We start from the raw sequence: 20,742 nt of genomic DNA, 5'->3' as shown, positions 1-20,742 counted from the left end.
GCCGACGCCGGCCGGCGCGGGCGGTGCCGGCGAGGGCCCGCGCGGCGGCGTCCCGGCCCGCCCGGCCCGGGAGCGGCCCGCCCGGCCGGCCCCGGGGGCCCGTCCGGCCCGTACCGCCCGGCCCGCCGGCGCCGCCGACGGCCCCGCGCCGGCCGACGCGCCCGCTGCCGACGGTCCGGGGGCAGCCGGCCCGACCGCCGCCGACGCCGGTCCCCTGCCGGGTGCGCCCGGCGGGCGTGGCGAGGGGGCCGCCCGCTCCGGACCGCCGGCCGACCGGCCGTCCCGGCAGGGGCCGGCCGCGACCGAGCGGGCCGACGACGGAGGTACGCCCTGATGCCGCTGTGGTTGGAGCTGGTGATCCGGGTCGGCGGCGTGCTCGTCGCCTTCCTGACCCTGCCGCTGCTGGTCGGCCAGGCCGAGCACAAGGTGATGGCGCACATGCAGGGCCGGCTCGGCCCGATGTACGCGGGCGGCTTCCACGGCTGGGCCCAGCTGGTCGCCGACGGCGTGAAGTTCGTGCAGAAGGAGGACGTCACGCCCCGGGAGGCGGACCGGGCGGTCTTCCGGCTCGCCCCGGCGGTGGCGCTCGTGCCCTACCTGCTGGTCCTGCTGGTGATCCCGCTCGGCCCGGACGACCTGGTCGGCCAGCCGCTCGACATCGGCCTGTTCTTCGTGCTGGCCGTCGTCGGGGTCGGCGTGCTGGCGGTGCTGATGTCGGCGTGGGCGTCGGCCAACAAGTACAGCCTGCTCGGCGGCCTGCGCGGGGCGGCCCAGCTGCTCGGCTACGAACTGCCGCTGGTGCTGGCCGCCGCGTCGGTGGCGATGGCGGCCGGCACGCTCAGCCTCTCCGGGATCGTGGCGGCGTGGCAGCCGTGGTGGCTGCTCTGGCAGGCCCCCGCCATGGTCGTCTTCTTCCTCGCCGGGCTCGCCGAGATCCGCCGCCCGCCGTTCGACATGCCGGTCGCCGACTCGGAGCTGGTCTTCGGCTACATGACCGAGTACACGGGCCTGCGGTTCGCCTTCTTCCTGCTCGCCGAGTACGTCGGGATCGTGGTGATCGCGGCGCTCACCACCGTGCTCTTCCTCGGCGGCTGGCAGGGGCCGTTCGCCGACGCGCAGCTCGGCTGGCTGTGGACCCTGCTGAAGGTCTTCGCCGTCTCCTTCGTGATCATCTGGCTCCGGGTGTCCTACCCCCGCCTGCGCGAGGACCAGCTCCAGCGCCTCTGCTGGCTCGTCCTGGTCCCCGTCTCCCTGGGCCAGCTCGTCCTCACCGCCGCCGTCCGCGTCGCGCTGTAAGGAAGGGCCCCTTCCTTAGAACTTGGGCGGGTTCCGGCTCAGCGCAGGGGGGTGTGGGTGGGGTCGACCCGCTCCTCGGGCGGGGGCGGCGGGGGCGGGGTGCCGTCGCCGAAGGGGCGACCGCCGAGGGTCTCCCGGCCGTGCGGGGTGAGCCAGTTCGCCAGGTCAGGGCCGAGCGGCACCACCCCGGTCGGGTTGATGTCGCGGTGCACCTCGTAGTAGTGCCGCTTGATGTGGTCGAAGTCCACCGTGTCGCCGAAGCCGGGGGTCTGGAACAGGTCCCGGGCGTACGCCCAGAGCACCGGCATCTCGGTCAGCTTGCTCCGGTTGCACTTGAAGTGGCCGTGGTAAACCGGGTCGAAGCGGACCAGCGTGGTGAACAGCCGCACGTCGGCCTCGGTGATGGCGTCGCCGACCAGGTAGCGCTGCCCGGCCAGCCGGTCGCTCAGCCAGTCCAGCCGGTCGAAGAGCCGGTGGTACGCCTTCTCGTACGCCCCCTGGTCGCCGGCGAAGCCGCACCGGTAGACGCCGTTGTTGACGTCCCGGAACAGGATCGCGCTCAGCTCGTCGATCTCGTCGCGCAGCCGCTCCGGGTAGAGCTCGGGCGCGCCCGCCCGGTGGTACGCCGTCCACTCGGTGGACAGGTCGAGGCTCATCCGCCCGAAGTCGTTGGTGACCACCTGCCCGGTCGGCACGTCCACGATCGCCGGCACGGTGATGCCCCGCTCGTAGCCGGGGAACCGCGCGAAGTACGCGTCCGCCAGCCGCTCGATGCCGAGCACCGGGTCGCGCCCGCCCGGGTCCAGGTCGAACGTCCAGCTCCGTTTGTCGTGGGTCGGGCCGGCCACCGCCATCGAGATCGCGCCCTCCAGCCCGAGCAGCCTGCGGACGATGATCAGCCGGTTCGCCCACGGGCAGGCGCGGCTGACGGCCAGCCGGTACCGGCCGGGCTGCACCGGCCAGCCGTCCCGGCCGTCGGCGGTGATCCGGGTGGCGATGTAACGCTGGTCCCGGGTGAACTCGCCGCCCGGCTCGACGTACCTGCCGCCGGTCCGCATCAGCACCTCGTCGCCGCTGGTCGTGCCGCCGCCGCGGCCCTCGGTGGTGTCGCCCACGCCCGCCCCCTCCGCCGTCGCCTGTCGCTCGTCCCATCATGGCGGGTTCCGCCGCCCGCCGGTGTACCGAGCGCCAACCCTCCGCCGGCGCACCGAGCGTCAGCCCGCTGCGCCCGCGGGCTCCTCCCCGGCGCGGCCGACGTCCGGGCCGGGCGGCGCGGCCGGCGGTTACGCTGCCGCGATGACCGATGTGGAGGCGACGGCCCGGCGCTTCGTGGCCGACGTGTGGAACGCCGCGCGGGAGGAGTCGGCGTACGAGCTGGTCGCGCCGGAGTGCCCGGGGCTGGGCGGCGCCGGCCCGGAGGCGACGCTGGCGTGGCACCGGGAACGCCGTGCCGCCTTCCCCGACCTGCGCTACAAGATCGTGGACCTGGTGGCCGCCGGGAACCGGGTGGCGGTGCACTGGCGGGCAGCCGGCACCCAGGTCGGCCGGTTCGGGCCGGTGCCGCCGACCGGACAGGTGGTCAGCTACTCGGGGGCGAGCTTCCTGCGCTTCGACGACGCCGGCCGGATCGTCGACGTGTGGAGCTGCAACGAGCTGTTCCAACTCCTCCAGCAGCTCGGCGTCGAGATGCTCCCGCCCGCCGCGGGTGGGATCAGCGGGACCTCGGCATGATCCTGCTGAGCGGGATGTCGATTTCCCAAGGCTCCGGAACGAGGATGCCGTCGGTCATCCGGGCCTGCTCGACGTAGACGCGCTTCGCCGGGTCGAGCTTGTGGGCATGTACGACAATCCCTGACTCGGTCTCGATGCGCCAGAAGTAGGGGATGTCCGCCTCGGCGTAGAGCGCGGGCTTGAGCACCCGGTCGATGCTCCGCGATCCCTCCGAGACGATCTCGACCACCAGCATCACCTCGTGGGGCCGGTAGTGCGAGGGGTTGCGCGAGGCCGCGTCCAGCTCGGTGACCAGCACGTCGGGGATGAACGCGCGGGTCCGGGACAGTCGCACCTCGACGGCCTGGGTGACATCGAGGTCGGCGGGGCAGCTCTCCTGGAGAGCAGCCCCGAGCATCAGGGCGATCGACTGGTGGAGTCGCGTGGGGGAGGGCGACATGATGAGGTTTCCGTCCAGGAGTTCGTGACGGCGGCCGTCGTCAGGCAGGCGGTCGAGATCGTCGGCCGTCCACTCGCCCGGCGGCGGATTGTCGTCGTGCAGCGCGGCGGTCATGGCGAGCCCTTTCCGATGCGTCGTTCTCCCCAGGGTCACGCTACTCTCACCGACCCCCGGGTGGTGGTCGCGCGCGCGGGGGCCACAGGGCAGGATGGTCGGCATGACCGACCGCAGCGAGCGCAGCGAGCCGGGCGGCGCCGGCCCAGAACGTGGCCTGCCGGGCGCGGGCCTGGTCAAGGGGCTCGCGGTCACGCTGAAGACGATGACCCGCCGCTCGACCACCCAGCAGTACCCGGACGTCGCCCCCGAGCTGCCGCCCCGCTCGCGCGGGGTGATCGCGCTGCTGGAGGAGAACTGCACGGTCTGCATGCTCTGCGCGCGGGAGTGCCCGGACTGGTGCATCTACATCGACTCGCACAAGGAGGAGGTGGCGGTGCCCGGCGCCGCCCGCCCCCGCCAGCGCAACGTGCTCGACCGGTTCGACATCGACTTCTCGCTCTGCATGTACTGCGGCATCTGCGTGGAGGTCTGCCCCTTCGACGCGCTCTACTGGTCCCCCGAGTTCGAGTACGCCGAGTACGACATCAAGGACCTGCTGCACGACAAGGACCACCTGGGGCAGTGGATGGGCACCGTGCCGCCGCCGCCCGCGCACGACCCGAACGGCGAGCCGGCCAAGGAGGAGACCACCGCCGCGCGCAAGGCCGCGGTCCCGGCGGCCCCCGCCGCCCGTCCCGCCGCCCCACCCGTACGCCCCGAGCCCGAGGCCGGCGCATGACCGGTGCGGACGTGCTGCTGCTCGCCCTCGGCGCGGTGGCGGTCGGTTCGGGGGTGCTGGTGGTGGCCACCCGGCACCTGGTGCGGGCCGGTCTCTACCTCGTGGTCTGCCTCGGCGCGCTGGCCGGGATGTACCTGGTGCTCACCGCCGAGCTGGTGGCCTGGGTGCAGGTGCTCATCTACGTCGGCGCGGTGGTGGTGCTGCTGCTGTTCGCGGTGATGCTCACCCGCGCCCCGATCGGGGCCTCCGACGACCTGGACCGGCCCGGCTGGCCCGCGGCGCTGATCGGCGGCGGCACCGGGCTGGGCCTGGCGGCCCTGCTGGTCGACGCCTACCGCTGGACGGCCGTGGACCTGCCCGACGCGGGCACCGCGGAACGCCTGGGCGACCAGATCTTCCGGAGCTGGGTGCTCCCGTTCGAGGTGCTCTCGGTGCTGCTGCTGGCCGCCCTGGTCGGCGCGATCGTGCTCTCCCGCCCCGACATCGGCCGACCGAAGGCCGACGGGCCGGGCACCGACCGGCCCGCAGGGCGGCCGGGCACGGCGACCACCGGGAGCGGTCCGGGCGGCGACGGCGGGCGGTCGCGGTGAGGCCGGTCATCCCGTACGTCACCGCCGCGCTGCTGTTCGGCCTCGGCGTCTACGGCGTGCTGCGCCGGCGCAACGCGGTGCTGGTGCTGATGGCCGTCGAGCTGATGCTCAACGCGGTCAACCTGATCCTGGTCACCGCCGACACCACCGTGCGGGCGCAGTTGCCGCACGGCGGGCAGGTCTTCGCGCTCTTCGTGATCGTCCTGGCCGCCGCCGAGATCGGGGTCGGCCTGGCGATCGTGCTCCAGCTCTACCGGCTCCGGGCCAGCGTCGCCGTCGACGAGGTCCCGCTGACCGAGCGCCCGCCGACCGCACGTCCGGCCGGGCCGGCCGTGGCCGGGGTCGCCGCCGGGACCGACGCCCGGCCCGGGACCGACAGCCGGCCCGGGTCCGCCACCGGGACCGACGGCCGGTCCGGATCCGCCGACCGTCCGGAGGGGGAGCGGTGAGCACGACCACGACGCTCGGCGCGCTGCTGCCGGCCGTACCGCTGGTCGCGGGCCTGATCGGCCTGCTGCTGCCGCCCTCGCCGCGCGGCGCCGGGACGGGCGGGGACCGGGCCCGCCGGATGGCGATCGCGCTCGGCGTGGCCGGGGCGGCCGGCGCGCTGACGCTCGCCGTCGCCCTGCTGGTCACCCTCGACCGGCCGGCCGAGGCGTCCACCACCTGGGTCGACCTGGGCGGGCTGACCGTGACCCTCGGGGTCCGGCTCGACTCGGCGGCCGCGCTGGTGGCCGTCGCGGTCGCCGCGGTGGCCCTGGCCGTGCAGGTCTACTCGATCGGCTACCTGCGCCGGGGGCCGCACGACGACGTCGACGCCGACCACCGCTACCCGCCGTACGCGGCGCAGATCAGCCTCTTCACCGCCGCCATGCTGCTGGTGGTGGTCGCCGGTGACCTGATCCTGCTGCTGGTCGGCTGGGAGGTGATGGGCATCTGCTCCTACCTGCTCATCGCCCACGACCGTCGGCTGCCCGAGGCGCCGGCCGCCGCGATGAAGGCGTTCCTGGTGACTCGCGTCGGCGACGTCGGCTTCCTGCTCGGCATCGCGCTGCTGGGCGTCTCGGCCGGCAGCTTCCGGATCGCCGACGTGCTCGCGCACGACCACGGCACCGGCACGCTGACCGCCGCCTGCCTGCTGCTGCTCGCCGGGGTGGCCGGCAAGAGCGCCCAGTTCCCGCTGCACACCTGGCTGCCGGACGCGATGGCCGGCCCGACGCCGATCTCGGCGCTGATCCACGCCGCCACCATGGTCGCCGCCGGCGTGTACGCGGTGACCCGCCTCTATCCGCTGTTCGAGGCCGCCCCGGGCGCGCTGGCCGTGCTGGGGGTCATGGCCTCGGTCACCCTGCTGCTCGGCGCGTTCGCCGCCACCGCCCAGGACGACCTCAAGCGGGTGCTGGCCTGGTCGACGGTCTCCCAGATCGGCTACATGACCGGCGCGCTCGCGGTCGGCTCGCCGCCGGCCGCGCTGTTCCACCTGCTCACCCACGCCGCCTTCAAGGCGCTGCTCTTCCTCGCCGCCGGCGCGGTGATCCACGCCGTCGGCACCACGCTGATGTCCCGGATGGGCGGGCTGCGCCGCGCCATGCCGGTCACCTTCTGGTGCACGGTCGTCGGTCTCGGTGCCCTTGCGGGGCTGCCCCCGCTGTCGGGCTTCTGGAGCAAGGACGGCGTGCTCGCCGTCGCCCAGGAGGCCGCCCTGCACGGCGCCGGCCCCACCCCGACCTGGGTGGGCTGGCTGGTGTGGCTGGCCGGGCTCGTCGGCGTCGCAGTCACCGCCTGGTACGCCACCCGCCTGCTGCTGCGCACCTTCTTCGGCGAGACGCGGATCCCGTTGGCCCACCCGCACGACCCGCCCGCCGTGATGCGCTGGCCGGTGCTGCTGCTCGCCGTGCCGGCCGCCCTGCTCGGCCTCGCCGGCTTCGACTGGGCCTTCGCCCGCCGGCTGCTGCTCGCGCCCACCGCGGGCGAGCCGGGCGAGCACCTCCTGGTCCATGTCGGCCCGGAACTGCTGCTGCCGCTGGCGCTGCTGGCCGTCGGGGCGGGGCTGGCCTGGCTCCGCTGGCGGCGGGACCCGGCCGCCGACCCGGCGACCGCGCTGGGCCCGCTGCGGCCGGTCTTCGCCGCCGCGTTCCGGCTCGACGACGTCCAGCGGGCCCTGGTCGTACGCCCGACGACGGCGTTGGCCCGGGCGACACGTACGGCCGACGAGGTGGTGGTGGACGGCGCGGTCGAGGGCAGCGGCCGGGCCGCGCTCGGCCTCGGCGGCGGGCTGGCGGCCCTGCACCGGGCCGCGCTGCCACGCGCGGCAGCCGGGGTGCTCGCCGGCGCGCTGCTGATCGGGCTGGCCGCCGCCCTGATCGGAGTGGCCGCATGAGGTTCGGGGAGTTCCTGCTGGCCGCGGTGCTGGCGCTGCCGGCGCTGGGCGCGCTCGCGGTGGCCGCGACGCCCGCCGACCGGGCGGCCCGGCTGGTGGGCACGGTGGCCGCCGGCCTCACCCTGCTCGCCACGCTGCCGCTGGCTGCCAGCGTCCGACTGTGGGACGCCTGGTCCGCACCGGCGGTACGCCCCTGGCACCAGGTCGACCTGCCCTGGGTGCCCGGTCTGGACCTGCGCTTCCACCTCGGGGTGGACGGCATCTCCTGGCCGCTGGTCGTGCTGACGGCCCTGCTCACCCTGCTCTGCTGCGCCTACACCCTGTGGCGGGTGCCCGAGGGCGGCAGCGGGCGGGCGCTGGTGGCGCTGCTGCTGGTCGTCGAGGTCGGCATCCTCGGCACCTTCCTCGCCCTCGACCTCGTGCTGTTCTTCGTGTTCTTCGAGGTCGTCCTCCTGCCGATGTACGCGATCATCGCCGGCTGGGGCGGCGCGGACCGGCGGCGGGCGGCCCGCAAGTTCGCCCTCTACACGCTGTTCGGCTCGGTGCTGCTGCTGGTCGGCGTCTACACGGTGGTGGCCGCCGCGGGGACCGCCGACATCGTGGCGCTCACCGGCGGGGCCGGGCTGTCCCGGGGCACCCAGCTCGCCGCGTTCACCCTGCTCGCGCTGGCGTTCGCGGTGAAGAGCCCGCTCTGGCCGCTGCACTCCTGGCTGCCCGACGCGCACACCCAGGCGCCCACCGTCGGCAGCGTCGTCCTCGCCGGGGTGCTGCTCAAGATGGGCACGTACGGGCTGATCCGGATCGCGGTCGGAGTGGCGCCGGAGGGCGCCCGCTGGGCCGCCCCGGTGCTCGGCGTGCTCGCGGTCGCGGCGATCCTGGTCGGGTCGCTGGTCTGCCTCGCGCAGCGCGAGCTGAAGCGGCTGATCGCGTACTCCAGCGTGGGGCACATGGGCTTCGTGCTGCTCGGGGTCGCCACGCTCACCACCACCGGCATCCAGGCGGCCCTGATCGGCAACGTCGCGCACGGGGTGATCACCGGCCTGCTGTTCTTCCTCGCCGGCGCGGTCAAGGACCGTACGCACACCGGGGCGCTCGACGACCTCTCCGGGCTGCGGGAGACCGCGCCCCGGCTCGCCGGGCTGCTCGGCTTCGCCGCCGTCGCCTCGCTCGGCCTGCCCGGGCTCGCCGGCTTCTGGGGCGAGGCGTTCGCGGTGGTGGCCGCCGTCGAGGTCGGTGGGCCGCTCTGGACCACGCTGGGCGTGCTGGCCGCGCTCGGCGGGGCGCTCACCGCGGCGTACTTCCTGCGGCTGCTGCGGCGGGTGACGCACGGGCGGCCCAGCCCGGCGGTCGGGCGGCTGACCCCCGGCCTGGCCGGCGCGGAACTGGCCGCGTGGGCGCCGCTGGTGCTGCTGGCTCTCGCGGTCGGTCTGGCCCCGACCCTGGTGCTCGGCGTCGCCGAGGCCCCCGTGGACGCCCTGGTGGAGGTGCTGCGATGAGCGAGCCGGGCCGGCGGAACGGACGCGGCGAGGTGTCGGCATGAGTGAGCGGAGCGAGCGAATCATCAGGCTCAGTGCTTTGGTGCCTCATGACGGCACGCAGCGAAGCGGAGTGCCGGCATGAGTGAGCGGAGCGAGCGAATCATCAGGCTCAGCGCTCTGGTGCCTCATGACGGCACGCAGCGAAGCGGAGTGCCGGCATGAGCGCGCGGAGCGAGCGAATCATCAGGCTCAGCGGTTTGGTGCCTCATGGCGGCGCGCAGCGAAGCGGAGTGCCGGCATGAGCGTGGTGCAGAGCGTCGACAACGTGGCGCTGCTCCCGGCGTACCTGGCCGCCGGGACGGCCGTGCTGGTGCTGCTCGCCGACCTCCTGGTCGCCCGCTCCCGGGTCACGCTGGCGACGGCCGCCGTCGGCGCGGTCGCCACGGCGCTCGGCGCGGCCCTGGTCGGCGCCGGGGACGAGCGGCGGACGTTCTGCGTCGGCCCCGACTGCTCGTACGTCTTCGGCGGCCGGGCCGCCCTGGTCGCCGCGGTCGTCGCCCTGCTCACGCTCGGGGTGCTCGCACTGTCGGGGCCGCTGCTGCGGGCGGGGCAGTCGCCGACGGGGGAGTACTGCTTCCTGCTCGCCTGCTCGATGACGGGCGGCGTGGTGCTCGGCGCGGCCGGCGACCTGATCACCCTGGTCGTGGCGCTGGAGACGCTCACCCTGCCGCTCTACGTGCTCGTCGGGCTGCGCCGGGGCAGCCTGGCCAGCGCCGAGGCGGCCGTCACCTTCTTCGTGGTCAGCGTGGTCGCCACCACGCTGACCCTGCTGGGGGCGGCGCTGCTCTACGCGGCCACGGGCGGGCTGCACCTGGGCCGGCTCGGCGCGATCCTGACCGACCGGCCGGACCTGCTCGACCTGCCGTTGACCACCGCCGCCGTGGCGCTGATCGTGCTGGGGCTGGCGTTCAAGGTGGCGGCGGTGCCGTTCCACGCCTGGGCGCCGGCCACCTACGACGGCGCGCCGCTGCCGGTGGCGGCATACCTCTCCACCGCCTCGAAGCTGGGCGGCGTGGTCGCCCTGCTGGCTGTCGTGCAGCACGCGCTGCCGGCCGACGTTACCGGCCCGGTGCTCGCCCTGCTCGCGGTCCTGACGATGACCGTCGGCAACCTGGTGGCGCTGCGCCAGCGGCGTACGGTCCGGCTGCTCGCCTGGTCCTCGGTGGCCCAGGCCGGCTACATCCTTGCCCCGCTCGGCGCGTTGGCGCTGTCCGCCGGACGCACCGCCGACGCCCGCACCGCCGCGTACGCGGCCGCCGTCGCGTACGCCGTCTTCTTCGTGGTGCTGGAGCTGGCGGCCTTCGCGGCCGTGGTGGCGTTGCGCCCGGCCGGCGCGGACGGCGGCACCGTCGACGACCTGCGCGGCGCGGGCCGGCGGCACCCGTGGCGGGCGGCGGCGCTCGGGCTGGCGCTGATCGGGCTCGCCGGTCTGCCGCCGGGCCTGGCCGGTCTCTTCGCGAAGGTGACCGTGGTCCGTTCGCTGCTGGACGGCGGCGCGGGCTGGCTGGCCCTGGTGGTGGCCGTGAACGCGGTGCTCGGCCTCGCCTACTACCTGCGGTTCACCGCCGCCCTCTGGGCCGCCCCGCCCGTGGCTCCGACGGCCCCGGTCGCCGGGCCCACCGTCCCCGCCGTTGGGGCCGCCACGCCGGTCGGCGCCCCGGCCCCCGCCGCCGTGCGGGCCGGGACGGTGGGCGCGGCGCTGGTCGTGGCGACCGTGGTGGCCGTGGTGATCGGTTTCGCTCCGCAACTCGTGCTCGACCTCGCCGCCCGCTGACCGAACCCTTCAGGCGGCGGCTCCCGCGCCCGGATTCCCGCTGATCGCGGCGGTAATCGCGGGCGGGCACTCCGGACATCCCAGGCAACTCACAGCCATGAGGCGGATGGTTGACGGGTACCGGGTTGTTGAACCGGTCGGCGGGTCCCGCGTGATCCGCGCACCGAAGGAGTGATCGTGCACCACAACCGTCTGAAGACCGCCGCGTTGCTCGGCCTGCTCACCTCGCTGATCCTGGCGGTGGGCTACTGGTTCGGCGGCAGTGGCGGACTGGTCATCGCCGTCGTCGTCTCGCTGCTGATGAACGGCGTCACCTACTTCTACTCCGACAAGCTCGCGCTGCGCTCGATGCGGGCGCAACCGGTCAGCGAGGCACAGTTCCCCGAGCTGTACCGGATGGTCCGCGAGCTGGCCACCGAGGCCGGGCAGCCGATGCCGCGCCTCTACGTGAGCCCGACGTCCCAGCCCAACGCGTTCGCCACCGGGCGGAACCCGCAGCACGCGGCCGTCTGTGTGACCCAGGGGATCACCGAGATCCTCGACTACCGGGAGCTGCGCGGGGTGATCGGGCACGAGCTGTCGCACGTCTACAACCGGGACATCCTCATCTCCAGCGTGGCGGCCGGTCTGGCCGGCATCATCACCATGCTGGCGAACATCGCCTGGTTCATCCCGCTCGGCGGTGGCGACGACGAGGACTCCCCGAACCCGATCGTGCTGCTGCTCACCATCGTCCTGGGCCCGATCGCGGCCACCGTCATCCAGCTCGCGATCAGCCGTAGCCGGGAGTTCCAGGCGGACGCCTCCGGCGCCCGGCTGACCCGGGACCCGCTGGCCCTGGCCAGCGCCCTGCGGAAGATCCACATGGGCACCCAGCGCCGGCCGCTGCCGGCCCAGGGGCAGCTCACCAGCACCGCCCACCTGATGATCGACAACCCGTTCCGGGGCGGCGGCGTGGCCGCGCTCTTCTCCACCCACCCACGGATGGAGGAGCGGGTCGCGCGCCTGGAGCAGATGGCCGCGAGCAGCGGCCCGGTGCAGTTCCAGCGCTGAGGCGTTGATCACCTCTCCGCCCGTGCCCGGCCCCGCCGGGCACGGGCGGACCGCTGTGTGAGCGTGTTAACCGTTTCATCCCAAGGCCGGCCGGCGTTAGGGTCGGAAGGGCATTCCGCTCATTACACCCCCTTGGAGGTCGACCGTGGCCGCACTGCGCCAGTACCTGGGCGTCTGGCGGATCCCCGGGGCACCGATGCTGCTGATCACCGGCATCATCGGGCGGCTCGGGATCGGGATGACGCCGCTGGCGCTGCTGCTGGTCGTCGAGCAGGTCACCGGGCGGTACTCGCTGGCCGCCGTCGCCGGGGGCATCTACGCCCTGGCCGGTGCCGCGCTCAGCCCCGTGGCCGGCCGGATCGCCGACCGGATCGGCCCCAGCCCCGTACTGCTCGGCACGGCGGTCGCCCACCCGCTCGCCCTGATCGGCCTGCTCTGGTCCGCCCGCGCCGACGCCGGCAGCCTGGCGCTGGTCTTCGTGGCCGCTGGCGTGGCCGGGGCGACGTACCCGCCGCTGACCGCCGCGATCCGGGGCGCCTGGAACGACCTGACCTCGCCCGCGTCGGGCCGGCGACAGCTGCGCAACACCGCGCTCGCCGCCGAGACCACCCTCTTCGAGATCGTCTTCGTGCTCGGCCCGCTGCTGGTCGCCGGCTTCATCCTGGTCGCCGACGCCGGGGCCGCCCTGGTCGGTTCGGCCGTGGTGACCCTCGTCGGCACCACCGCGGTGGCGCTCGGCCGGGTGATGCGGGGCTGGCAGCCGCACCCGCGCGAGCACCACACCAGGGGGCTCGGGCCGTTGCGCGTCCCCGGTTTCCCGGCGCTGCTGCTCTGTGTGGCGAGCCTCGGCATCGCCTTCGGCGCGGCCGGCGTGACCGTGCCCGCGTTCGCGACCGACTACACCTCCGACGACCCGGACAGCCTCGCCGGCGTGCTGCTGGCCGTCTGGGGTGTCGGCAGCGCGGTGGGCGGGTTCTGGTTCGGCGTCCGCAAGCCGGCCCGGAACATGACCCGGCAGTTCGCGCTGCTGCTCGCCGCGGTGGCCGGCAGCTTCGCCGTCTTCGCGGTGATGCCCACCCCGGCGGCGCTGGGCACCGCCCTGGTGATCGGCGGCGCCACGATCGCGCCCGCGCTCACCCTGGAGAACACCCTGGTCGGCCGGATCTCGCCGACCAGCATGCTCAACGAGGCGTACACCTGGGTCGTGACCATGTCGGTGGGCGCCAGCGCCGCCGGCGGCGCGGTGGCCGGCCTGATCGTCGACCACGCCGGCGGGGTGCCGTGGGCGTTCCTCTTCGCCGGGGCGGCGGTCGCCGTCGGGGCCGGGATCGCGGCCCTGCCCGCCGGCCCCATCGCCCGCGCGGAGGCCACCGCGGTACGCGCCGAGGACCTCGTGCCCGCCTGACCCGCACCGCTGGCCGCCGGCTGTTCCGGTCGCCGGTTGTCCCGGCACCGCCTGTCCCGGCCGCCAGTTGTTCCGGTCGCTGGTTGTCGCGGCACCGGCTGTCCCGGTCGCCGGCGGGGTCAGCGCTGCTGCGTCATCCGGTCGGCGAGGCGACGCAGCGCCGGCGCGGCGGTGAGCAGCGCCTGCCGGTCGGCGTCGTCCAGGCCCGCCAGCGCGGCGCCGAGCAGGTCCCGCCGGTGCCGGCCGTACGCGGCGATCCGCTCCCGCGCCGCGTCGGTCAGTTCCAGGCGGACGGTCCGCCGGTTGACCGGGTCCCGGTCCCGGTGCAGCAGCCCGGCGGAGGTCAGCTCGCCGACCAGCGTGCTGACCGTGTTGGGCGCGGTGCCCAGCCGCTCCGCGGCCTCGCGGACGCCGACGCCCGGCTGCCGCTGCACCAGCCGCAGCACCTCCACCTGCGCGTCCGGCAGGGCGACGCGGCCGGCCCGCTGGCTGGCCGCCCGGCGCAGCACCCGGTGCAGGTCGCCGAGGGCTCCGCTGAGCTGGTCGACCGTCTCGTCCGTCACAGGCATACTCTCCCCGCTGCAACAACTCTGTAGGCAGAGCTATCGTATGCGGGCCGCCGCCACGGAGGGACCGCCATGCCGCACGCCACCGCGCCGCCCGTACGCCCGGACGAGCGCGTCGCCGTGCCGACGGGACGGGCCGCCGCGGTGCTGCTGGTGCTGCTCGGCACGATCACCGCGTTCGGGCCGCTCTCCCTGGACACCTACCTCCCGGCGTTCCCGGAGATGACCCGCGACCTGGCCGCCAGCCAGGCGCAGATCCAGCTCTCCCTGACCACCTGCCTGATCGGCATGGCGGTCGGCCAACTCGTCACCGGCCCGCTCAGCGACCGCTGGGGCCGGCGCCGGCCGGTGCTCGTGGGCGTCGGCGCGTACACCCTGCTGTCGCTGCTCTGCGCGGCCGTGCCGTCGGCCGAGGCCCTGGCCGCGGCGCGGTTCGCGCAGGGCTTCGCCGGCGGCATGGGCGTGGTCGTCGCGCGCGCCGTCGTCCGCGACCTCTACGCCGGCCGGGACGCTGCGAAGTACTTCTCCCGGCTCACCCTGGTCTTCGGCATCGCCCCGATGGCCGCGCCGGCGTTCGGCAGCCTGGTGCTGCGCTTCGGCTCGTGGCGTACCGTCTTCGTCGCCCTCGCGGTGATCGGCGCGCTGCTCGCCGCCGCCGTCGCGTGGCGGCTGCCGGAGACGCTGCCCGCATCCCGATGCAGCACCGGCGGCCTCGCCGCCACGGCCGCCGCCGGCCGCTCGCTCTTCACCGACCGGATCTTCCTGGGGTACGCGCTGGCGCAGGGCCTCGCCTTCGCGGGACTGTTCGCCTACATCTCCGGATCGTCCTTCGTCTTCCAGGACGTCTTCGGCGTCTCGGCCGGCACGTTCAGCCTGATCTTCGGCGTCAACGCGCTCGCCCTGGTCGCCGTCGGTCAGGCCAACGCCCGCCTGCTGGACCGCTTCGAGCCCCGCAGGCTGCTGATCGGGCCGCTCGGGGTGGGGGCGCTGGCCGCCGCCGCGGTGCTCGCGGGCGCGCTGCTCGACGCCCTGCCGCTGGTGGCGGTGGCCCTGTTCGTCTTCGTCGGATCACTCGGCATGGTGACGCCGAACGGCACCGCGCTCGCCCTGGACCGGCACGCCGCCCACGCCGGCACCGCCGCCGCACTGCTGGGCGCCATCCAGTCGGTGGTGGGAGCGGCAGCTGCGCCGCTGGTCGGGCTGGGTGGGGAGGGCACCGCCGTCCCGATGGCCGTGGTGATCACCGGTGCGGCGATCGCCTCCCTCGCCGTCGTCCTCACCCTGGCCCGCCCGCGCCGGTCCACCACGGCGACCTCCGCCGAGGGCAGACTGTGAGCATGGCGGGGCCGGTTCCCGTCGATGGCAGGTGGCGGCCTCAGAAGTTGAAGTCCCGGATCGCGGCGCCGCCCGACGCAGCCGTCGCCACGGCTGAAGCGGTCAGCGGACGCGTACTCGTCGTCGGTGACCGGATTGCCCCGGTCCTTGCCAGCTGGGCAGCGACACTCGTCCGGGCCGCTGCCTCCGACCCGGCGCGCACCACGGAGCCCGGACGCAGGGGTACAGGCCGTCGCCGGGCCGCCGGCCGTCAGACGGAAAAGCCGAACGACGACCGACGGCAACGACGTCTGCCCAGGCTGCAGCAGGTCGACGACCTGATGATCAGCCAAGGCGGCTGAGGCTTACCGGTAGTTCGTGAACTGATGAGACACCGCCCGTGAGCAGCCGATACACCGCCATGATCGCCGCTAGGCCGTCGCCAGGCCGTCCGAGGGCGACCCGAGCACCTTGTCTACGGCTCGGCGCGTGCGGTCCTCGCTGGTCGGCATGAGGTGGGTGTAGGTGCGCAGGGTGAAGCCCGGATCGGCGTGGCCGAGGTATTCCGACAGCGCTTTGACGCTTTCCCCGGAGTCGAGCAGGACTGAGGCGTAGAAGTGCCGCAGGGCGTGCATGCCGGTGGCTCGGGACGGCTGGATGCCGGCGGCCGTCAGGGCAGGGTGCCAATAATCCCGGTTGAGCGTGTGGCGATCCATGGCGACGTTCGTTCGACCGTGAACGACCAGGTTGACGGTCACCGGAGAGCCGCCCGGCATCTCCCATGGCAGCGTTACCGGCACCGGGGGGAACTCCTCCAGGTGGCGGGTGAGGGCAGCGCCCACCGACCAGGGCAACGGGATGTCGCGCGTCTTACGGCCCTTGGGCAGCGCGTAGACGAGCCGGCTACCCACGATCTTCAACTGCCGGACCACGTGCAGGGTGCCCTTGAGGAAGTCGACGTCGTCCACAGCCAGGGCCAGAACCTCACCCTGACGGAGCCCGCAGCCCGCGCCCAGGTCGACGGCGACCCGGTAGCGCGCCGGCAGGCCGGCGCGGATGGCGAGCACCTGCTCCCGGGACCAGGGCACCACCTTGCGGGGCGGCACCTTTGGCGGCCGGACCGTCTTCGCGTGGCACGGGTTGCGGGGGATGCGGCCGTCGTCGACCGCCGCGTTGAGGATCGTGGCGACGTTGCTGTAGGCGACGACCCGGTAGGTGGTCGCCAAGCCGAGCTGTTGCAGCGAGCGGTCCAGCTCCCGCAGGTGGGCCGGCAGGATCGCCGCCAGCGCCCGACCACCGAGATAGGGGAAGATGTGCCGGCGTAGCCGCCGCTCCGTTACCTCCCGGGTTGACTCGTCGAAGGTCTGCGCGGCCAACCACTGCTCGGCGTACTGACGGAAGGTCAGCTTGCCGGCCGCCGGGTCGATGTAGGTGCCCCGCAGCTTGTCCGACTCCACCGAGACCAGGAACGCCTCAGCGGCCCGCTTCTCCTTGTCCGGAAACGACTTCGACCGCTCCCGACCATCCGGCGCGATGTACCGGACCCGGTAACGGAGCCCCTTCCCATGAAGTGGCGTCTTGACCCGTTCCGGCTTGCCGTCCGGGCGAGCAACGGTCTTGAACCAGCGGTCTTCGACGTGGGCCAACGGTGCTCCTCCCCCTAGGCTGCGGCTTGCTGCTCGAACCAGGCCCGGACAGCGTCCGGGTCGTAGCGCAGATGCCGGCCGACGCGGCCAGCGGGTGGACCCAGGCGGCGCTTGCGCCAGGTGTAGAGGGTCTGGACCGGGACACCGAGATAGGCCGAAACGTCGTCGACGGTCCAGAGCTTGGACGGCTGTGCGGTGGTCATGTCGTCTCCCGTGGTCGAGGGGTCAGGCGGCAGCCGGCGCGGTGCCGGCCGGGGTGGTGGCGAGTTCATGGGCGAGTTCTTCGCGGCCGGCGGTTCGTCGCTCTCTGGCCATGGCGGCGGCGGTGTTGGCGAGGAGGGCGTCACCCGTGGTGTGCCAGCCGACGCCGGCGAAGGTGAGGGTGCCGACGATGAGGGTGGTGTCGTCGTCGTGGTGGCCGACGGGAGGGCCGCCGGCGGCAGGGTGCTCGTGGACCTGGCCCTCGTGCCGGCGGAAACTGACCCGGGTATCCCGTAGTACTTGGAACGTCACGGAGTAGCGGCGGCCCTTGGTCAGGAAGTGGCCGCCGAAGCCGAGCATGTGCGCCCACCGGCGCAGCCGGGCGTACGGGTTGGTGCTGGCCGGTTTCGTCGGTTCGGTGTCAAGGGCGGCTTGACGGTCGGCGATGCAGACGGGGCAGGCGGCGTAGCGGGTGTGGGTGCCGCAGTCGGGGCACTCCCAGCGGTCGACGAAGCCGGGCCGGGGCCGAGGGTCGCGGGGCCGCTGGGACAGGGGGACCGGCGTGCCGGTGGGTCGGCCGATGCGCCAGCAGGCGTCGATGAGGCGGGCGGTGTGGTCGCCGTCGGGGTCGGCGTAGTCCCCGATCGAGTCGGCGGTAAGGCGGGTGGAGGTGTGCCCGGTGGCCTCGGTGCTCTTGGTGGCGTACTTGGCAAGGTAGCCGGCGACCAGGCCATCGGTGACCTCACCTTCGCCGGTGGTGCTGATCGGCCGCAGGTCGACCTGCTCGCCCCAGGCAATCGGCCAGCCGTCGGGCCGGTCAGGGTGTGCCGGGGTGTGGAAGGTGATCTGTGCGGCGGCGTGGCGGAGCGCGTCGACGAGGTCGGCGACGGTGAACCCGGCTGGCGGGGGAACGATCGCGTCGGGGTCGTCGGGGTTGACGCCGTCGAGGCGGGCGATGGCGTGGAAGTGGACCGCTCCCCGCGACTGGAGTTCGGCGACCTTCCCGGGCGAGAGCCGAACCGGCGGAACCTTGCGGACGTTGCCGGAGGCGGTGACGACTTCGACGCGGGGGATGCCGCGGCGGCGGGCGAGCTTGGCAAGGTGGCGCTGCGCGGCTTGCTTGGTGCGGTGCCACAGCTCCCCGGAGAACAGGTTCCACACAACCTGGTGCTCGTGGTCGTAGCAGTCCAGGCACAACGGCCTGCCGAGGACCGCGTCTCCGGCTTCGTGCCTGGCCCAGCAGACAGCGGGGCGGCCGTGGGGGCACAGGCCGGCGTCGCGGCGGGCGTGGCACGGTTCGGCGCGGCAGTCGCAGCGCTTCCGGTTGCCGCAGGTGTGCCGCTTGACGATCCGGACGTGGACCGGCCCGAAGGACGGTGCGGTGAACGTGGCGAACACGGCCGGGTGCGAGGCGACCGTCTCGGGGACGCCCTTGCCGCCGACGAGGCCGGCGCGCAGGAGTTGGAATGCGTCGCGTTGGTAGGTGTGGGCGCAGGAGGGGCAGACGGTGGCGCGGCGGTTGCCGCAGGCGGTGTAGATGGCGGCGTCGGGCATGCCGTCGGTGTGCCGCTGGTCCAGGACCCGGCCGGTGTTCTGCTCGACGGTGAGGAGTTGGCCGGCGAGGCGGATAGGGCGGGTGCAGCCGGCGGCGGCCCGGACGTGTTCCAGCCAGCCGAAGTAGTCCGGCCGGGTGGCGCGTTCGAAGGCGGACCCGGCGGCGGTGTAGCCGTAGACGGGCGGGACGTCGGCGTTCGAGCCCACACCCCGGGCCAAGGCGGTCCGGGGTGTGAGGTCCAGCGTCGACGCCATCAAGCCGCCACCTCGGGGGTGCGGGTGGTGATGGTGCGTTCGGTGACGATGACCCGGCAGGCGCCGCACTGGCGCTTGGCCGGCTCGTGCCGGTGACACGGGATCTGAACGGTGGTGTTGCCGCAGCGGATGGTGACCGGTGCGCGGCAGGGCCCGCCGGGGATGACGTCGACGAGCGTGCGGCGGACGTCGTAGGGGTGCCCGTCAGGGTGGGCGGGGCAGGTGTGGGTGATGTGTTCGATGTCGACGAGGTGGATGGTCATCGGGCACCTCGGGCGAGGGCGAGGAGTTGCCCGGCGACGGCCGGGGCGACGTCGAGCCGGTCGGCCAGCTCGGCGGGGGTGATGGGTGCTCCGGTGGCCTGTTCGTGCTGCACGGCGGCGAAGCGGGCCATGGGCAGCAGGTGGGCAGGGACGTCGACCGGCTCGGCGGCCGGGGCGGTGACGGGTTTTGTGTCGACGACGGCCGGCGTGACGGTCGGCTCAGCCGCCGGGGCCGGCTCGGCGGCCGGGGTCGGGGCCGTTTCGGGTGCGGGGGTGATGGCGGCCGGCGGTGTCGGCTCGGTGGTGACCTGCTCGGCCACCTGGACGCGGATCGGCTCGACCGGCTCGACGGCCGGCGTGGTGTCCTCCGACCGGGCCGGCGTCGGAGCGAGGACGAGCTTTACGAGCGCCATGAAGGCGAGAGCGGGGACGGCGGACAGGAGCCACCCGGACGGGCCGGGCTTGGCGACAGCGAGTTGTGCGGCGAGGGAGAGGCCAGCGGCGGCGATGAGCAGGAACAGCGGATAGCCGATCGGCGCGCCCGCGCGGCGGCGTCGCCGGATGGTCAGCAGGGCCGCGATGGGGACGAGTTCGGAGATGACGGCGTTGGCCCAGCCGAACCACTCCCCGGTCCCGTCCGGTGAGTTGGCGAGGGTCCAGTCCTTGACGTGGGTGAAGGACGCGGCTCCGGCGAAGCCAGCGACGGTGAGAAGGATGAGGACCAGGACGACACCTTCGACGCGGGTGCCCCGGTTGGTCGTGGTGTTCGCGGGCATCAGTGGCCTCCGTGGCAGTCGAGGCAGCAGCCGTAGCGGCGGGGGATGTAGTAGGGCTGCACCAGCCCGCACACCCGGCAGGTCCGGCGGGCGCGTAGGGCCTTGGCGATGGCCTCCCGCTGCGCGGCGGTGGCGACCCGTTTCGGTTGGGCGAGGTCGAGGCGGTAGAGGTAGGCGACGCGCTTGCCGCGCCGCCAGAGGATCTGCGCGACCGGGTCGTGTCCTCCGGGTCGGAGGCCGGCGGCACGTAGTTGCCGGCGGGTGGCCAGGCCGGCGGGTGCGGTTTGGTAGGGGAAGGTGGGGAACCCGTAGCGGGTGCCGGTCGGGTCGTAGAACTCGACGGCCAGACCGGTAGGAGCCTCGGCGAGGGTGGTCATTGCTGGCCTCCCCAGCGCTGCTGGGCGGCCTGCCGGGAGATGCCGAGGCGGGAGCCGATTTCGGCCCAGGAGTAGCCGAAGGCCCGCAGCCCGACCACGGCCTCAGTGATGGCCTGATCGATGACCGCCGACAGGTTGGTGAGGTCGCGGAGGGCTTCCACGTCGCCGGTAGCGACGCGGCGGCCGTGGGCGCGGATGATGCGGCGTGCGAAGGCAGCGAACTCGTCGTTCTCGACGACCTCCCGACGCCGCTGTATCGGGGGGACAGGCGTCAAGGTCTTCTTGACGGTGCTCATCGGTTCTCGCCTCCCTGCTGCTGGAGGCGGTCCCACTCGTCAGCGGCCGTCTCAAGGGCCGTAATGACCTGCTCGGCGGTGCGGCCGGGGTCGTCGTTCCACGAGTACGGGGAGGTGTGCTCGTCGATAAGGAAGCCGTCCTCGTCGATGGCGCAGATGGGCTCGTGGTCGTCGAGGAAAGCGGTGAAGACACCGACGGCGGTGCGGAAGGTGACCTGGGTGTCGAAGTCAAGGCTGTAGAAGTGGTCGACGCGGCGGCCGGCGCAAGCAATGCCGATGGCCCCGACGGCGCAGGCCGGCGGGGTGAGGGTGTCGGTGTTCTTGGCGTAGTAGGTGCCCTGGTGCCAGCCGTGCCGGCGCAGGTAGAGGGCAGCCATCCGCAGCAGGTCAGCCGGGCTGACCGCTACTGCGGTGGGTGGGTTGTGGGTAGCCTTCATGGCAGCCACGTCCTTT

The 20,742-nt window shown here is 73.9% G+C and carries 22 protein-coding genes and 1 pseudogene; 12 read left to right on the top strand and 11 right to left on the bottom strand.

The window, feature by feature from the left end; genetic code table 11:
- Both AB0L34_RS09805 and AB0L34_RS09800 read left to right on the top strand, forming a co-directional pair.
- Positions 1 to 334, top strand: a pseudogene (locus AB0L34_RS09805) (hypothetical protein); the annotation flags it as partial.
- Entirely contained in the window at positions 334 to 1,296 is a 963-nt protein-coding gene (locus AB0L34_RS09800) for a complex I subunit 1 family protein (RefSeq protein ID WP_363703478.1), read from the top strand. The pseudogene AB0L34_RS09805 and the gene AB0L34_RS09800, both read left to right, overlap by 1 nt.
- Positions 1,297 to 1,334: 38 nt before the next feature.
- Here AB0L34_RS09800 and AB0L34_RS09795 read toward each other — a convergent pair whose 3' ends face one another.
- On the bottom strand, positions 1,335 to 2,354 hold the full coding sequence (locus tag AB0L34_RS09795) for a glutathione S-transferase C-terminal domain-containing protein (RefSeq protein ID WP_363703480.1): 1,020 nt from the start codon (positions 2,352 to 2,354) through the stop codon (positions 1,335 to 1,337).
- A 238-nt stretch (positions 2,355 to 2,592) separates the two neighbouring features.
- Here AB0L34_RS09795 and AB0L34_RS09790 point away from each other — a divergent pair, with 238 nt between their 5' ends.
- Positions 2,593 to 3,027, top strand: coding sequence for an ester cyclase (locus AB0L34_RS09790; RefSeq protein ID WP_363703476.1), 435 nt, complete (start codon positions 2,593 to 2,595; stop codon positions 3,025 to 3,027).
- Here the strand turns inward: AB0L34_RS09790 and AB0L34_RS09785 are convergent.
- On the bottom strand, positions 3,008 to 3,580 hold the full coding sequence (locus tag AB0L34_RS09785) for a Uma2 family endonuclease (RefSeq protein ID WP_363703474.1): 573 nt from the start codon (positions 3,578 to 3,580) through the stop codon (positions 3,008 to 3,010). The genes AB0L34_RS09790 and AB0L34_RS09785 overlap by 20 nt on opposite strands.
- A gap of 94 nt (positions 3,581 to 3,674) precedes the next feature.
- Between AB0L34_RS09785 and AB0L34_RS09780 the strand changes: the two genes are divergently transcribed.
- The 8 genes from AB0L34_RS09780 (at position 3,675) to AB0L34_RS09745 (ending at position 13,041) form a co-directional block, all read left to right on the top strand.
- Positions 3,675 to 4,301 carry an NADH-quinone oxidoreductase subunit I gene (locus AB0L34_RS09780; RefSeq protein WP_357460145.1) on the top strand — a complete coding sequence of 209 codons (627 nt, stop codon included), beginning with the start codon at positions 3,675 to 3,677 and terminating at the stop codon, positions 4,299 to 4,301.
- The gene (locus tag AB0L34_RS09775) at positions 4,298 to 4,891 is read left to right on the top strand and encodes an NADH-quinone oxidoreductase subunit J (protein ID WP_363703472.1); all 594 of its coding nucleotides are present in this window, start codon (positions 4,298 to 4,300) and stop codon (positions 4,889 to 4,891) included. Before AB0L34_RS09780 ends, AB0L34_RS09775 begins: the two co-directional genes overlap by 4 nt.
- Entirely contained in the window at positions 4,888 to 5,340 is a 453-nt protein-coding gene (nuoK, locus tag AB0L34_RS09770) for an NADH-quinone oxidoreductase subunit NuoK (RefSeq protein ID WP_363703471.1), read from the top strand. Before AB0L34_RS09775 ends, nuoK begins: the two co-directional genes overlap by 4 nt.
- Positions 5,337 to 7,271: an NADH-quinone oxidoreductase subunit L gene (locus AB0L34_RS09765; RefSeq protein ID WP_363703470.1), complete on the top strand. Its 1,935-nt coding sequence runs from the start codon at positions 5,337 to 5,339 to the stop codon at positions 7,269 to 7,271. Before nuoK ends, AB0L34_RS09765 begins: the two co-directional genes overlap by 4 nt.
- Entirely contained in the window at positions 7,268 to 8,767 is a 1,500-nt protein-coding gene (locus AB0L34_RS09760) for an NADH-quinone oxidoreductase subunit M (protein WP_363703468.1), read from the top strand. The genes AB0L34_RS09765 and AB0L34_RS09760 overlap by 4 nt, the downstream gene beginning before the upstream one ends.
- Positions 8,768 to 9,047: 280 nt before the next feature.
- Positions 9,048 to 10,583: an NADH-quinone oxidoreductase subunit N gene (locus AB0L34_RS09755; protein ID WP_363703466.1), complete on the top strand. Its 1,536-nt coding sequence runs from the start codon at positions 9,048 to 9,050 to the stop codon at positions 10,581 to 10,583.
- Between the two features lie 177 nt (positions 10,584 to 10,760).
- On the top strand, positions 10,761 to 11,636 hold the full coding sequence (gene htpX / locus AB0L34_RS09750) for a zinc metalloprotease HtpX (protein WP_350711578.1): 876 nt from the start codon (positions 10,761 to 10,763) through the stop codon (positions 11,634 to 11,636).
- Between the two features lie 145 nt (positions 11,637 to 11,781).
- A complete protein-coding gene (locus AB0L34_RS09745; RefSeq protein WP_363703464.1) occupies positions 11,782 to 13,041 on the top strand; it encodes an MFS transporter in 1,260 nt (419 codons plus the stop codon).
- A 119-nt stretch (positions 13,042 to 13,160) separates the two neighbouring features.
- Here AB0L34_RS09745 and AB0L34_RS09740 read toward each other — a convergent pair whose 3' ends face one another.
- Positions 13,161 to 13,610 (bottom strand): MarR family winged helix-turn-helix transcriptional regulator, encoded by a 450-nt coding sequence (locus AB0L34_RS09740; RefSeq protein WP_363703462.1) that lies wholly within the window; start codon positions 13,608 to 13,610, stop codon positions 13,161 to 13,163.
- A 69-nt stretch (positions 13,611 to 13,679) separates the two neighbouring features.
- Here AB0L34_RS09740 and AB0L34_RS09735 point away from each other — a divergent pair, with 69 nt between their 5' ends.
- The gene (locus tag AB0L34_RS09735) at positions 13,680 to 14,942 is read left to right on the top strand and encodes a multidrug effflux MFS transporter (RefSeq protein WP_363703460.1); all 1,263 of its coding nucleotides are present in this window, start codon (positions 13,680 to 13,682) and stop codon (positions 14,940 to 14,942) included.
- Positions 14,943 to 15,352: 410 nt separating this feature from the next.
- Here the strand turns inward: AB0L34_RS09735 and AB0L34_RS09730 are convergent, their stop codons facing one another.
- From AB0L34_RS09730 to AB0L34_RS09695, 8 genes are read right to left on the bottom strand one after another with little or no spacing between them, the layout of a single operon-like run.
- The gene (locus tag AB0L34_RS09730) at positions 15,353 to 16,567 is read right to left on the bottom strand and encodes a site-specific integrase (RefSeq protein ID WP_363703458.1); all 1,215 of its coding nucleotides are present in this window, start codon (positions 16,565 to 16,567) and stop codon (positions 15,353 to 15,355) included.
- 14 nt (positions 16,568 to 16,581) lie between these two features.
- A complete protein-coding gene (locus tag AB0L34_RS09725) occupies positions 16,582 to 16,770 on the bottom strand; it encodes a helix-turn-helix domain-containing protein (protein WP_363703456.1) in 189 nt (62 codons plus the stop codon).
- Positions 16,771 to 16,792: 22 nt separating this feature from the next.
- Complete coding sequence (locus AB0L34_RS09720; RefSeq protein ID WP_363703454.1) at positions 16,793 to 18,577, bottom strand: replication initiator; 1,785 nt, start codon at positions 18,575 to 18,577, stop codon at positions 16,793 to 16,795.
- Entirely contained in the window at positions 18,577 to 18,840 is a 264-nt protein-coding gene (locus tag AB0L34_RS09715; RefSeq protein ID WP_363703452.1) for a hypothetical protein, read from the bottom strand. Before AB0L34_RS09715 ends, AB0L34_RS09720 begins: the two co-directional genes overlap by 1 nt.
- Positions 18,837 to 19,616, bottom strand: coding sequence for a hypothetical protein (locus AB0L34_RS09710; RefSeq protein ID WP_363703450.1), 780 nt, complete (start codon positions 19,614 to 19,616; stop codon positions 18,837 to 18,839). Before AB0L34_RS09710 ends, AB0L34_RS09715 begins: the two co-directional genes overlap by 4 nt.
- Positions 19,616 to 19,993 (bottom strand): RRQRL motif-containing zinc-binding protein, encoded by a 378-nt coding sequence (locus tag AB0L34_RS09705; protein ID WP_363703448.1) that lies wholly within the window; start codon positions 19,991 to 19,993, stop codon positions 19,616 to 19,618. The genes AB0L34_RS09710 and AB0L34_RS09705 overlap by 1 nt, the downstream gene beginning before the upstream one ends.
- Entirely contained in the window at positions 19,990 to 20,289 is a 300-nt protein-coding gene (locus AB0L34_RS09700) for a hypothetical protein (RefSeq protein ID WP_363703446.1), read from the bottom strand. Before AB0L34_RS09700 ends, AB0L34_RS09705 begins: the two co-directional genes overlap by 4 nt.
- Complete coding sequence (locus tag AB0L34_RS09695) at positions 20,286 to 20,726, bottom strand: hypothetical protein (RefSeq protein ID WP_363703445.1); 441 nt, start codon at positions 20,724 to 20,726, stop codon at positions 20,286 to 20,288. The genes AB0L34_RS09700 and AB0L34_RS09695 overlap by 4 nt, the downstream gene beginning before the upstream one ends.
- Positions 20,727 to 20,742 lie beyond the last annotated feature (16 nt).

It is taken from the genome of Micromonospora sp. NPDC052213 (genome assembly GCF_040679695.1).
Classification (GTDB): domain Bacteria; phylum Actinomycetota; class Actinomycetes; order Mycobacteriales; family Micromonosporaceae; genus Micromonospora.
This window is presented reverse-complemented; position numbering and strand designations above follow the sequence as displayed.